Origin of the sequence: Microbacterium sp. NPDC077184 (assembly GCF_040687055.1) — a bacterium.
In the GTDB taxonomy this organism is placed as follows: Bacteria; Actinomycetota; Actinomycetes; order Actinomycetales; family Microbacteriaceae; genus Microbacterium.
Map to the genome: position 1 here is coordinate 18,599 of NZ_JBFBMM010000005.1, position 12,436 is coordinate 31,034.

General features: G+C 70.6%; 18 protein-coding genes. 5 read left to right on the forward strand and 13 right to left on the reverse strand.

Annotated elements, in window-relative coordinates:
• Positions 1–62 precede the first annotated feature (62 nt).
• The 12 genes from AB0O93_RS10345 to AB0O93_RS10400 all read right to left on the reverse strand — a co-directional run bounded on the left by AB0O93_RS10345 (position 63) and on the right by AB0O93_RS10400 (position 7,192).
• Positions 63–1,427, reverse strand: coding sequence for a diguanylate cyclase (locus AB0O93_RS10345; protein WP_363343013.1), 1,365 nt, complete (start codon positions 1,425–1,427; stop codon positions 63–65).
• Positions 1,424–2,260, reverse strand: coding sequence for an alpha/beta hydrolase (locus AB0O93_RS10350; protein WP_363343015.1), 837 nt, complete (start codon positions 2,258–2,260; stop codon positions 1,424–1,426). The genes AB0O93_RS10345 and AB0O93_RS10350 overlap by 4 nt, the downstream gene beginning before the upstream one ends.
• A gap of 95 nt (positions 2,261–2,355) precedes the next feature.
• Entirely contained in the window at positions 2,356–3,105 is a 750-nt protein-coding gene (locus tag AB0O93_RS10355; protein ID WP_363343017.1) for an EAL domain-containing protein, read from the reverse strand.
• Between the two features lie 224 nt (positions 3,106–3,329).
• Positions 3,330–3,593, reverse strand: a complete 264-nt coding sequence (locus AB0O93_RS10360; RefSeq protein WP_301134916.1) for a GlsB/YeaQ/YmgE family stress response membrane protein — start codon at positions 3,591–3,593, stop codon at positions 3,330–3,332.
• A gap of 58 nt (positions 3,594–3,651) precedes the next feature.
• Positions 3,652–3,945, reverse strand: a complete 294-nt coding sequence (locus AB0O93_RS10365) for a hypothetical protein (RefSeq protein ID WP_363343019.1) — start codon at positions 3,943–3,945, stop codon at positions 3,652–3,654.
• An 8-nt stretch (positions 3,946–3,953) separates the two neighbouring features.
• Entirely contained in the window at positions 3,954–4,136 is a 183-nt protein-coding gene (locus AB0O93_RS10370; protein WP_363343021.1) for a hypothetical protein, read from the reverse strand.
• Positions 4,137–4,170: 34 nt separating this feature from the next.
• Complete coding sequence (locus AB0O93_RS10375) at positions 4,171–4,785, reverse strand: hypothetical protein (RefSeq protein ID WP_363343023.1); 615 nt, start codon at positions 4,783–4,785, stop codon at positions 4,171–4,173.
• Positions 4,782–5,378: a DUF6286 domain-containing protein gene (locus AB0O93_RS10380; protein WP_363343025.1), complete on the reverse strand. Its 597-nt coding sequence runs from the start codon at positions 5,376–5,378 to the stop codon at positions 4,782–4,784. Before AB0O93_RS10380 ends, AB0O93_RS10375 begins: the two co-directional genes overlap by 4 nt.
• The gene (locus AB0O93_RS10385; RefSeq protein WP_363343027.1) at positions 5,375–5,716 is read right to left on the reverse strand and encodes a hypothetical protein; all 342 of its coding nucleotides are present in this window, start codon (positions 5,714–5,716) and stop codon (positions 5,375–5,377) included. Before AB0O93_RS10385 ends, AB0O93_RS10380 begins: the two co-directional genes overlap by 4 nt.
• Complete coding sequence (locus tag AB0O93_RS10390) at positions 5,713–5,901, reverse strand: DUF2273 domain-containing protein (protein ID WP_363343029.1); 189 nt, start codon at positions 5,899–5,901, stop codon at positions 5,713–5,715. Before AB0O93_RS10390 ends, AB0O93_RS10385 begins: the two co-directional genes overlap by 4 nt.
• The gene (locus AB0O93_RS10395; RefSeq protein WP_363343031.1) at positions 5,898–6,398 is read right to left on the reverse strand and encodes an Asp23/Gls24 family envelope stress response protein; all 501 of its coding nucleotides are present in this window, start codon (positions 6,396–6,398) and stop codon (positions 5,898–5,900) included. The genes AB0O93_RS10390 and AB0O93_RS10395 overlap by 4 nt, the downstream gene beginning before the upstream one ends.
• A 194-nt stretch (positions 6,399–6,592) precedes the next feature.
• The gene (locus AB0O93_RS10400) at positions 6,593–7,192 is read right to left on the reverse strand and encodes a low molecular weight phosphatase family protein (protein WP_363343033.1); all 600 of its coding nucleotides are present in this window, start codon (positions 7,190–7,192) and stop codon (positions 6,593–6,595) included.
• Between the two features lie 33 nt (positions 7,193–7,225).
• Here AB0O93_RS10400 and AB0O93_RS10405 point away from each other — a divergent pair, with 33 nt between their 5' ends.
• From AB0O93_RS10405 to AB0O93_RS10415, 3 genes are all read left to right on the forward strand, one after another.
• The gene (locus tag AB0O93_RS10405; RefSeq protein WP_363343035.1) at positions 7,226–8,059 is read left to right on the forward strand and encodes a CPBP family intramembrane glutamic endopeptidase; all 834 of its coding nucleotides are present in this window, start codon (positions 7,226–7,228) and stop codon (positions 8,057–8,059) included.
• 175 nt (positions 8,060–8,234) lie between these two features.
• Positions 8,235–8,786, forward strand: coding sequence for a hypothetical protein (locus tag AB0O93_RS10410; protein ID WP_363343037.1), 552 nt, complete (start codon positions 8,235–8,237; stop codon positions 8,784–8,786).
• 313 nt (positions 8,787–9,099) lie between these two features.
• The gene (locus AB0O93_RS10415) at positions 9,100–9,606 is read left to right on the forward strand and encodes a DUF6328 family protein (protein WP_363343039.1); all 507 of its coding nucleotides are present in this window, start codon (positions 9,100–9,102) and stop codon (positions 9,604–9,606) included.
• Between the two features lie 97 nt (positions 9,607–9,703).
• Here the strand turns inward: AB0O93_RS10415 and AB0O93_RS10420 are convergent, their stop codons facing one another.
• Positions 9,704–10,411, reverse strand: coding sequence for a VIT family protein (locus AB0O93_RS10420; RefSeq protein WP_363343041.1), 708 nt, complete (start codon positions 10,409–10,411; stop codon positions 9,704–9,706).
• Between the two features lie 219 nt (positions 10,412–10,630).
• On the opposite strand from AB0O93_RS10420, the gene AB0O93_RS10425 reads away from it, so the two are divergent.
• Both AB0O93_RS10425 and AB0O93_RS10430 read left to right on the forward strand, forming a co-directional pair.
• Positions 10,631–11,311, forward strand: coding sequence for a response regulator transcription factor (locus tag AB0O93_RS10425; protein ID WP_363343043.1), 681 nt, complete (start codon positions 10,631–10,633; stop codon positions 11,309–11,311).
• Complete coding sequence (locus tag AB0O93_RS10430; protein ID WP_363343045.1) at positions 11,308–12,315, forward strand: HAMP domain-containing sensor histidine kinase; 1,008 nt, start codon at positions 11,308–11,310, stop codon at positions 12,313–12,315. The genes AB0O93_RS10425 and AB0O93_RS10430 overlap by 4 nt, the downstream gene beginning before the upstream one ends.
• Positions 12,316–12,436: the final 121 nt, after the last annotated feature.

Genomic DNA, 12,436 nt, shown 5'->3' on the forward strand with positions numbered 1-12,436 from the left:
GCCCTCCACTGTTTCCCTTACATGTTACAAGTGGAAATAGCGGAACGGATATTTCTGATTTGCTACGCGGCGCTGACGGTCACGCGGTCCTTGCCGGCGCGCTTGGCGTCGTACATGGCGGCATCCGCTCGGACGAGCAGCTGCGCACCGGTCTCGAGGGTGTCGACGGCGGGGTCGTACAGCGACAGGCCGACGCTGACGGATGCCGAGATCACGCCGTTCGGCACCGCGATGGGCTTCCGGCAGACGGCCAGGATCCGCTCGGCGATCGCCTCGGCGGCGAGGGCGTCGGTGCTCGGGCAGAGCGCGACGAACTCGTCACCGCCGATGCGGCCGACGACGTCTCCGGCGCGGACGCCGTCGCGCAGGCGCGCGGCGAGCTCCACCAGGACGAGGTCGCCCGTGGCATGCCCGAACGAGTCGTTGATGCTCTTGAAGTCGTCGATGTCGAGGAACAGCACCGCGAGGCACTCGCCCGCCGTCGCGGCCGTCACCAGCGACTCATCGAGGGTGAGCTGGAGCAGCTGTCGGTTCGCGACGCCCGTGAGCTGATCGTGAAGGGCGAGGAGGGCGAGGCGACGCTGAAGGCGCACGCGCTGCAGCGTCTGCGACGCCTGGCGGCCGAGCGCCTGCTGCAGGTCGAAGAAGTGCGCGTCGAAATCGGTGCGGTCGCTGAAGAAGCACACGAGCACCCCGAGGCGTTCGCCCTCGGCCGACAGCGGCATGATGCTGAGGCTCGCGAGCTCCTCGCCGCGGAGGGCCTGCGCCACTTCGGGGAACATCGCGTCGTCATCGTGCACGACCGTGACGAGCGCCGCCTCCTCGAGCGCGGGCACCGGGCCCACCTTGCCCTCGAGGGGATTGGTCCCGGCGATCAGGGCGAGGGTGCCGTCGTCGTCGAGCAGGAAGACCCCGGCCTCGCGGGCCGCGAACGCCTCGCGCGCGACGGCGGCGAACGTCTGCGCGACGTCCTCGTCGGTGGCGCTCACACCGAACGCCGTCGAGACCTCCTGCAGGATCCGGACGCGCTGCGCGGCCTCCTCCGCGATCCGGCGGGCGGTGACGAGCTCGCGCTCGTACTGCACGCGCTCGGTGGCGTTGAGGATCGCGAACCGGATGCGCCCGGCATCCTCATCCTGTGCCGCGTTCACCAGCACCGGCAGGTCGTCGCCGTCCGTGGTGCGGAGCACCAGGAACTGCTCGCTCACCGTGCCCCGCAGGTGCAGGAGCTGGCGGTAGCGCGCCTCGAAGAACATCTGTCCGCCACGATCGAGCAGGGCGGTGAACGGCCGGCCGACGAGCGTGTCGACGGTGTGCCCGGTCCACTCCAGCAGGGTGTGGTTGACGTCGACGATGCGCCCCTCGAGGTCGGTGGCGATCAGGCCGCAGGGGGCGCGGTCGTACCACGCGGCATCCGTCGTCGTCACGTCAAGAACTCGCGGATGCTGCGGACGACCTGGTCGGGCGCCGAGAGGATCGGCACGTGCCCGCTCGTGTCGAGCTCGACATAGCTGCTGCCGGGGATCGACGTGTGGACGTACCGGCCGACGGGCGGCGGGGAGATCGCGTCTTCGCGCGTCTGGATCACCAGGGTCGGGATGCTCACGCCCGCGAGATCGGCGCGATTGTCGGAGAGGAACGTCACGCGCGCGAAGTGCGAGGCGATCGCGGGATCGACGCGGCAGAAGCCGTCGGTGAGGCGCTCGCCGAGCTCGGGTCGGTCGGGGCGGCCCATGATGATCGGCGCGGTCTGCTGCGCCCACCCGAGGTAGTTCGCCTCGAGGGACTCGATGAGCGCTTCGAGGTCGGCGTTCTCGAAACCGCCCAGGTAGTCGCCGTCGTTGAGATAGCAGGGGGAGGGGCTCACCAGGACGAGCGCACGGAACCGCTCGGGGGCGCGATTGGCCGCGAGGACGCTGATGATCGCGCCCACGGAGTGCCCGACGAGGGTCACCTCGGTGACGTCGAGCGCCTCGACGATCTCGACGAGGTCGGCGGCGTACCCGTCGAGGGTGTCGTACTTCTCCCGGTCGAACGCGGTCCCGTCGGAGAGTCCGGCGCCCACCTGGTCGAACAGCACGACCTGGTGGTCGGCCGCGAACTGCGGGGCGACGAGATTCCAGGTCTCCTGGCTGCACCCGAAACCGTGCGCGAACATGATCGTGCGACCGATCGTGCTGCCGGACACCGTGACGTTGTTGCGCCGCAGAGGATCGCCGCTGCTCGGTACGGGTGAGAGGTCGATTTCCGTGATGGTCATGACGATCCGTCTCTCTACCCAACTCGGACAGACGCACGGTGCGTCCGACGGGTCACGTGGGGTTCACTTTACGGGTAAGTCTTGGTCAGCGCCGCTCAGGCGGTCGCGATCATGTGGGCCATCTCGTCCCGGGGGACCGGGCGGCTCCACAGGTAGCCCTGGCCGCGGTCGCAGCCGAGCTGGCGCACGCGGTGCAGCTGCGCGGTCGTCTCCACGCCCTCGGCGACGGTGCGGAGCTCGGCATCCCTCGCGAAAGCGACCGCCGCGGCGATCTGCGCGGTGGTCGCGGGAGAGTCGTCGCCGGTGAGATGCCGGTCGATCTTCAACTCGGTGGCGTGCAGTCGGCGGGCTTGGGCGAGGGACGCATGACCCGCGCCGAAATCGTCGATCGCGATGCCCACGCCGTGACGGCGGAGGCGGTCCAGGCGCGCCACGAGGGGCGGGACGTCGCCCAGGTCACGGCCCTCCGTGATCTCCACGGTCAGGCGTTTCGCGGGGTGCCGGGCGCGCGACAGGGCGCCTTCGAGCCACGACGTGAACTCGGCATCCTGCAACTGCACCGGCGAGACGTTCACCGAGATGTCGATGTTCCACTCGCCGATCGCCTCGAGGGCGTGTTCGGTCATGCACTGACCGATCTCGTCGATGACTCCGATCTCCTCCGCCAGCGGGATGAAGTCGTTCGGCCGAACGAGCCCCCACTCGGGGTGATCCCATCGGCACAGCACCTCGGCGCCGACCAGTCGGTACGTGCGGAGGTCATACTGCGGCTGGAACCACGGCACCATCTCGCCACGGTCGACGGCGCCCTGGAGGGCGTCGGACATTTCGGCGGTTCGCGTCATAGTGGTGTCAACCTCAGCCTCAGCCTCGGCCGCGCAAGGTGCGGGTGCGGAAGCGTGTACGGAGAGTCGCAGTCCCAGAGGGTCGGTGTTGCGTCTTGACGCGAGGGTGCGGAAGAGGTAGCGGGTGCCTCGGAGCGGGGGCGTGCCGGGTGCAGAAAACCGCGCGCAGGCGGCATCCGTTCGGATATCGCCCGCGCGCGGCGCGGCGTGACTGCGGGTGTGTGTCAGGCCTTCTTCCGGCCGAAGATGAGGCCGTAGATCAGGAGGACGATGATCGATCCACCGATCGCGAGCGCCCAGGTGGAGAGCGAGAAGAACTCGTTCAGATTGACGCCGAAGATGAGTCCGCCGAGCCATCCGCCGAGGAGGGCGCCGACGACGCCCAGGATCAGCGTGATGAACCAGCCGCCGCCCTGCTTGCCCGGGAGGATCAGCTTGGCGATCGCGCCGGCGAGAAGTCCGAGGATGAGGAATCCGATGAATCCCATGGTGTGCTCCTTGTGTGTGCCTGGTAGGTGGTGCGGGGAGTGCAGTAGTGCTGTGCGGTCAGCGGCTCATGCGGCGGGCGATGCCCGAGGCGACGACCGCGATGGCGACCGCGCCGATGACCTTCGTCAGCGTCGGGTGGTCCTTCACGAAGCCGGTCGCGGTGTCGATGACCGAGTCGAGGGTGTCGTTCTTGCCCTTGAGGGACTCGGCGGCGTCGGAGACCCGGTCGGCGACCTTGGCTCCGGCATCCGCCATGTCGTCGCCGAACGACTCGGTCGACGCGGCGGCGTCACGGGCGGCCTTGCGGATGTTGTCCTTGGCGGTGTCGACGGTGTTCTCTGCGTTCGTCATGATGCTCCTCAGCGGATCTTCTTCTTGAGCTTCTTGGACTTCTTCTCGAGATCCTTCGTGGTGCGCTTGTACTTCTTGGCGAGCTGCTTCGCCTGGCGCTCACGCTCCTTGCGGACCTCGGGGTCCTTCCAGCGGCCGAGCGCGTACGCGCCGAGCGCGACGACGCCGGCGATGATGATGGTGTTGCGCATGTGATGCTCCTTCGGTTGGTTCAGGCGTCGTGTGTCAGCTCAGGCGGCGCTGGTCGTGTGCCAGGCGGGCGCGGAGTCCGGTGTGGACCGAGATGTAGGTCGGCAGCTGCCGGCCGGTGAGGGCGGCGAGGTTCGCGACCAGCTGGTCGACCGTCTCGGCGACGGCGACCGGCGAGGTGTTCTGCCGCGGCGTGACGCTCACGTGCAGCACCGGCTGCTTCTTGATCTCGCTGGCGGTCACCTTCGCGGTGAGGATCTCGTCGCGCTCGGTGAGGGCGTTCTTCAGCAGGTCGCTGGCGAATCCCTCGGTCACGGTGACCCGGCCCGCCTCGCTGTTCGCGCCGGTGGCGCCGAACGCGGTCTGGCGACGGCCGCGGACGCCACGGACCACGAGCGTGATGAGCAGCGCGATCAGCAGCACGAAGGCGGCGAGGAGGGCCACGGCCACCCAGGTCAGCTGCGTGCCGGCGATCTGCGTGGACTCCCATGCGCCTGTCGCCCACTGCTGCACGGCCTCGGCTGAGACCGACCACGTGTCGGCGACGGCGGGAACGGATGCCGCGGTGGCGACGATTCCGCCGATGCCCACCAGCACGACCCCGAGGATCAGCAGGACGATGCGGTTGAGGGCTCGATTGGTGCTGTTCATCGCACGACCTCTTCCTTCTTCTGCTCCACCCGCACTGAGGTGCGGACGGCCGGGGCGAGCCCGTACGACTGGAGTTCGGCATCCGCCACGCGACGGATCTCGTCGCGGTCGATCTGCTCGCCGAACCCGGGAGTGATGGTCACGTCGACCCGGCGGTGGGCGACGCCCACCCGCACCTGGTCGCGCGCGAGTCCGGTGTTCTCGCTGATGCGCTGGGCGACGGATGCCGCGATCACGCCGTTGTCGGCCACGATCACGCGGTCGTCGCGCGTGTCACCCGAGGGGGTGAGCGCGTGCTTCGACAGTCGGCCGGGCTTCACCGCGAGGACGACGAGGATCAGGCCGATGACGGCCATCACGACGCCCACGGCGATGCTGATGCCCGCCGGGATGTCGGTGGGAAGACCCACGACACCCGTGAAGGCGGCCGCCGGGCCCAGGAGGAGCGCGGGCTGGCCGAGGACGCTCAAAACGATCTCGGTGCCGACGTAGACGAGCGCGAGGATCACCACGATCACCGCGACGATCATCGCGACCGTGCGGGGCGAGTGGGTCTCGCGGCGCACGACCCGTCGGAGGACGGGACTGCTCACTGGACTCTCCTTCTGGTGGGGGTGACGGCACCGGTGATGGTGACGTCGACCCGGAGGACTTTCCGGCCGAGGATCTCGGCAAGGCGGTGCGCGACATCCGTCTGCACCTCCGCCGCCCGGTCGAGGACCGGGCCGGCGGCGGCGATCGCAGCGGTGTCGTCGAGCGGCGGGACCGGGAACGGGGACCGCAGCTGCACCCCGAGGGCTCCACGGGAGCCGCTCACGGTGGCGCTGACCTGATCCCGGTCCACGCCGATGATCGATGCGGCAACCGCCTCGGTGACCTTCTGAGTCACCCGGTCACGGACGACGATCCGGCCCGGGGCGGCCCCGCTCATGACGACCGGCGTCCGGTCAGGGCGTCGGTCAGTCCGCGAACGTCGACCTTGCCGGAGGCGAAGCGGCCGACCAGCGCGCCGACTCCCATGAACAGGGCGACCAGAAGGAAGCCCCAGAAGCCGAACACGAGCGCGGCGAACGCGAGGACTGCGCCCATCAGGGCGCCGACGATGGTGGCGTTCATGCGACACGCGCCTCGGTGTCGTCGTCCTCGTCGTCCTCACCCGGAACGTGGATGTCGTTGACCTCGATGTTGACCTCGACGACCTCGAGGCCGGTGAGGCGGGTGATCGCGCCGGCGACCGTGGAGCGAACCTCGGCGGCGACCGAGTGGATCGGCATCGGGTACTCGACGACGATCGTCAGATCGGCGGCGGCCTGCGTCTGACCGACCTCGACCTTGACGCCCTGCGTCAGGTCGGTGGCGTTGACGGCGTCACGGATCGCGCCGAACGCGCGGGCTCCGCCACCGCCGAGCGCGTGCACGCCGCGGACCTCGCGGGCAGCGATTCCGGCGACCTTCGCCACGACGTGGTCGGCGATGGTGGTCGAGCCGCCGTTGGTGGTCTGCGCGGCGTCGGCCGAGGCGTTCGTTCCGGCCGGGCGGTCGACGCGGGTCGCGGGGGTCGCGGCGTTCTTGGTGGTGTCGTTCGTGGGGGTGTCGTTCGTGGTGTCAGCCATGAATCTCTCCTTTTCGTGTGATGTCTGTGGGCGCGGCGTCGGGCGCCGGCGCCTCGAAGCGGCTGTTGTTCGCTTCGGGAATAGGAGTCGGCGAGGGAGGGAAACGTCACAAAAAAGTTCCCGGCCGCGTCTGGCGGCGAGAACTTATGCCCGGTGAGAACGGGTTTTCAAGAGGTGAGATTTTTCCCGGCGGGTCAGGCGCGGGTGACGGCCAGGCGGACGGCGCGGACCACCTCGGCGACCGCGGGCGTCAGCTGCTGCGATGAGAGCTGGTAGGTCTGCCACGACCGGCGGTACGGGTCGATCACGTCGTCGTCGGCGGGGTCGGCGAGCGGCTCGGCCATCCCGCGGTACGACGCGACGGCCGCGGCCATCGCCCGCACCCGCACGCGGGGGTCGGGGCCTGCGGCATCCGCCGCCTGTGTGATCGTGGCGTCGTCGAGGGGTGCGGCCAGGCGCGCGAACTCGCGCACCGTGAACGTGTGGCGAAGGCGTCCCGGCGCGTACTCCGCGAGCGTGCGGCGGTGCTCGCGGGTCATGGCGAGGAGCAGATCGGGACCGTCCGTCATCGTCTCCGTCAGGTAGCGGGCGCGGTGGGCGGTCGCGGATTCGAGGGGGATTCCGGCATCCGTCGCCAGCTGCACGGCCTCGGGGGTCATGGTCGCGCCGGCGGCGCCGCGGGTGCCGGCGCTGGTGACGCGCGCACCGAGCGGGGCGAGCTGCGCATCGAGCAGCAGCTGCGCGAGCGGCGAGCGGCAGATGTTGCCGGTGCACACCGTGAGGATCTCGAACATGGCGGGGTCTCCGGGGCAGGGTAGCGTGGGCGCGTGCCGGACCAGACTAGCGAGGCGACCGAGACCGACACCGCCGCGGTCGTGCCCGCGGGCGTGGATGCGGGGGAGGCGGGCATCGACGCGGAGACGGATGCCGCGGCCCCGCGTCATCGCCGCCGTCGCGTCCGTCGGAACGACTGGCGCCTGGGCGGGTCGAGCGTCGCTCGCTGGCGCGAGGGGCTCCTCGCGATCGCGCTGTTCTCGCTGGGCGCGGGCCTCCTCGGCTCGGCCGCCGTCGGCGTGGCGCTCCCGGGAGCGACCGTCCTCGCCGCCGTGGTGCTGTGGATCGCGCTCGCCGTCCCGATCGTGTGGGGCTTCGCGCGGTCGCGCCCGGCGGGGTTGCTGCGCTTCCGCGCGGTCGACCTCCTGTTCGGTGTCGTCCTCGGTGTGCTGATCCGGTTCGTGCAGGGCGGCGTCGCCGCGAGTGGGGGAGACACCGCGTTCCCCTCCTATGCGGTGTTCGACGGGCAGCTGCCCTCGACGTGGCTGGTCGTCGACGGGTTCGGCGCGGTGCTCATCGCCCCGGTGCTCGAGGAGTTCTTCTTCCACGGCGTCGTGCTCGTCGCCCTCTTCACGGTGCTTCGCCGCCCCGTCGGGAAGCTCGCCGCCGGCATCGGCGCGCTGCTGGTGACCACCGGTGCGTTCGTCTTGGTCCACGGCCTCGCGGGCACCCTCGGCGTCGACGCGATCATCGGACTCGTGCTCGTCGCCGGCGTCGGCGGCGCCCTCGTGCTCCTCACCGGTCGCATCTGGGCGGCGGTTCTCCTGCACGTCACCTACAACGCGGTCTACGTCGCGCTGGCCCTCGTCGGCACGCTCTTCGGCTGAGCGCGCGGGGCGCGGCATCCGCTCGGTCGGCCTCAGGCGATGTTTACCGTCATGTAACACAGGCGGCATTCAGCTCCCGCTAAGGTTGGGCGTGGGCCGCCGTAGTCCCGACCGTACTGATTATCAGAAGTACACCTCCCCAGCAATCAGCACTCTCGAGACTCAGAGGAGTCCCATGCTCAAGAAGACAGCCGCCGCTCTTGCGGTTGCCGGCGTCATCGCGCTCGGCTCCGCGACCCCGGCACTCGCCTACGTCCCGACGCCCGTTGCGGGCTGCACGGTCTCGCCCGCTTCGTTCACCGCGGGCGTCCCCTCGACCATCGCGTGTGTCGGCCTTCCCGTCGGACCCACCACCTTCACCGTCGTCGGCCCCGGGATCACCCCCGGTGTCATCGCCTCGGTCGCCTCCGCTGCGGCATCCGGCTCCGCTTCGGTCACCAAGACCGCGGGCGAGGACGGCTCCGTCTCGGCCAGCTTCACCCCGCCGCAGACCGCGTCGTACTCGGTCACGGTCGTGGACGCCGAGGGCAACACGGTCTCCGACGTGACCGTCCCGGCCGCCTCCGGCTCCGGTACGGGTGGCTCGGCCTCGGGCGGCGGCCTGGCCGTCACCGGTGGCTCGGTCGCCGGTGAGGTCGTCTGGCTCGGCGTCGGGGCTCTCGGCCTCGGTGGCATCGCCGTCGCCGCCGCCGTGGCACGTCGCCGCGCGGCATCCGTCACCAGCTGACGCCTCTGGCGTTTCCGACGAAGCCCCCGGGAAACCCCGGGGGCTCCGTCGTGCCCGGCACGGTACCGGAGTTTCGGTGTCGAAAACGCGTGACGAGACGGCCCCGCGGGGTGCGGCGCGCCGGCGGGGCGTCGGCTGAGCCCGCGTTTTCGACGCGGGGCCGCCCGACGCGGGTCGTGCGCCATCCATCCTGTGAAACCCCGGGGTGAAATCGACACTTCCGGGCGCGAAACACCGCCGACGTGCCCGAATCGCCCCGGGGTTTCACGTGAACGGGCGGCGCCGGTGGGGGCGCGTGGCTATGATCGCGGCCATGAGTGACCGGAGCGACGACGTGTCGCCCGATGGGCGCGACGAATCGGCGAACGAGCGGGCCGACCGCAACTGGAACGAGATCCTGCAAGAACTGCGGGTCACCCAGACCGGAACCCAGCTGATCAGCGGGTTCCTCCTCGCCGTGGCGTTCCAGTCGAGGTTCGAAGACCTCGATGCCTACCAGCTCGGCCTGTACCTGACGCTCGTGGCGCTCGCCGCTGCGGCGACCTTCCTGGGGCTGGTGCCGGTGGTGCTGCACCGGTCGCGGTTCCGGCGGCACCAGAAGGGCGACGTCGTCCGGATCGCCAACCGCTACCTCATAGCCAACACGGTCGTGGTGAGCATCCTGGTCGCCGGTGTCTGCAGCCTCATCTTCGACTTCACCCTGTCGCGGGTCGCCGGATTCATCGCGCTGGGACTCGGGGTCGGGGCGGGTGTCGCCGTCTGGGCCGCGACCCGGCCCGGCCCGGTGGCCTCGGCGACGGGTGTCGACCGCTCGGTGTGAAAGCCCGGGGTGAAATCGACACTTCGGGGCACGAAACAGCGCTGGAGTGACCGAATCACCCCACGGTTTCACCGGGCGCGGGCGCGGGCGCGCGCCGTTAGACGATGCCGGCCGTGTTCAGGAGCGCCCCGATCGCGAAGGTCGCCGCGAGGGCGATCGCCCCGCCGACCACGACGCGCAGCGTGCCGCGCAGCGGCCGCGCGCCCCCGAGCTTGGCCCCGAGCGCACCCGTGGCCGCCAGGGCGAGCATGACGAGGACGAACGTGATCGGGATCCGATACGGCTCCGGCAAGAGGATCGTCAGGAACGGCAGGATGCCGCCGCTGACGAACGCGAGCGCCGACGCCATCGCCGCTCGCCACGGGCTCACCAGGTCATCGGGATCGATGTGCAACTCGGCGGCGAGGTGCGCGCGCAGGGCGTCGTGGGCGGTGAGTTCCACCGCGACCTGGCGCGCGGTCGCATCCGTCAGCCCCTGGGCGCGGTAGAGCTCGGCGAGCTCCTCGAGCTCCTGTTCGGGCATCGTCCGCAGCTCTTCGCGTTCCTTGGCGATCAAGGCCTTCTCGCTGTCGCTCTGACTGCTGACCGACACGTATTCTCCGAGCGCCATCGAGATCGCACCGCCGACGAGGGCTGCGGAGGAGGCCGGCACGATCGCGGCGAGGTCGGGGGTTGCCGCGGCGACACCGACGGCGATCGCCGCGACCGAGACGATGCGGTCGTTCGCGCCGAGAACGGCGGCCCGCAGCCAGTTCAACCGCCCCGCGATGCCCGCCCCGTGCGGCTCGTCCGCATGCCCTGCCATGCGCTCACGATAGACCCGCGTCGGTCGGCGCGGCATCCCCCTGACGCCGGTGCGGCCGTGGGGCGTGAAAGACCGGGGACGAATCGACTCTTCGGGGCCCGCACGCACCCCGCAGGGCCGAAATCTTCCGCGTTCTTCACCGCAAACGGGGGAGAGCGACCGCGGCCGCGCCTCCGCCGACGCATAGCCGATCGTCAGGCGGGTGAGGATACTGAGAACGTGTCCACCCTGTCCGGCCGCACGGCGGAGCGTCCCCGCCTTCTCTACGTCGAGGACGAGCCCGAGATCGCCCGGATCGCGGTCGAGGTGCTCGGCGACGAATACGACGTCGACCATGCCGCCGACGGAGAGTCGGCTCTCGCCCTCGCCCTCCGGCACCGCTACGACGCGATGGTGGTCGACCGGCGGCTCCCGGCGATGTCGGGCACAGACCTGATCGCCGCCGTCCGCACCGCACGGATCACCACACCGCTGCTCATGCTCACCGCCCTCGGGTCCATCGACGACCGTGTGTCGGGGCTGGATGCCGGGGCCGATGACTATCTCGTCAAGCCGTTCGATTTCGCCGAACTCCGCGCGCGGCTGAGGGCCCTGCGCCGTGCCCGCGGCGCCGGCGACCGCCGCCAGATCGGTGACTGGCTCTTCACCCCCGCGAGCCAGGCGCTGTACTCCCCGACCGAGCTGCGCGTCGCGTTGACCTCGGCCGAGACCGCCGTGCTCGAGCTGCTCACCTCGAGCCCTGACCATGTGTTCTCGCGGCAGGAGATCCTCGACGCGGTGTTCCCCGGCGGTTCCGTGGCGACCGTGGACACCTATGTGCACTACCTCCGCCGCAAGAGCACGCCGGAGATCATCGAGACCGTCCGAGCTCGCGGGTACCGGGCCGGGGATCCGCGATGACCGGGCGAACGGATGCCGCGATCGAGGCCGATCGGCGGCGGGTGCAGCGCGCGGCGCTGCGCGCGGGGCTGTGGGTGGGGCTCGCGTCGGCGGCGGTGGTTGCGATCCTCACCACGGTGACCGTTGCCGGCCTGTTCGCGACCTCCCGCGAGGAGCCGCGCCTGCCGGGCGGGGAGTTCGAGGAGCACAGCGAGCGTGGCGGCCGCGTGATCGATCTCGACGATGCGATCCCCCTGTCGATCCTGCTCGGGGTGATCGGCGTGGTCGTTCTCGCCGTCATCGGCTGGTACGTCGCCCGCCGCGCCGCCCAGCCCCTCGCGGAGGCGCTCGAGGTGCAGCGGACGTTCGTCGCCGATGCGAGTCACGAGCTCCGCACGCCGCTGACGACCCTGTCCAGTCGCGTGCAGCTCGCGCAGCACCGTGCCGAGCGCGGGGGCGATGTCGCCGCGGTGCTCGCCGATCTCCGCAAAGACACCGAGGCGATGGATGCCGTCCTCTCGGATCTGCTGCTGTCGGCCGAGTCGGCCGGAGCCCGGGTGGGGGTGGGCGCGGTGCGCACCGACGTGGGGCCGGCGATCCAGGATGCGCTGTCGTTGCTCGCCCCGCGCGCCGAGGAGCGCGGGGTGACGCTCGCGGCGGAGGTCGCGGACGGTCTCGCCGTCGCCGCGGATCGGGTCGCCGTGATCCGCGCTCTGTCGGCCCTCATCGACAACGCGCTCAAGTACGCTCCCGCGGGATCGGCGGTCGATGTCCGCGCTACCGGGACGGGCGCCGCGGTGGAGATCCGCGTCGCCGACAGCGGACCGGGGATCACCGGGATCGATCCCGACCGCATCTTCGATCGCTTCGCCCGAGCGGATGCCGGGGCGGTGCAGTCGGGCGGGCACGGGCTGGGTCTCGCGCTCGTCCGCGACATCGCCGGCCGGTTCGGCGGATCGATCGCGCTGGAATCGACCTCGCCCGCCGGCAGCACGTTCCTGCTGACGCTCCCCGCGGCGCGCTGATCCTCGCGCCCGCCCCGCCGCGCCGCGTCTCGCCGCGGCTCGCGTTTCGCGGCTCGCGGCTGAGCGATTCGCCAGGTGAACCCCTGCGTTCGCTGTGAGCCCGGCTTTCTTTGAGTGATCT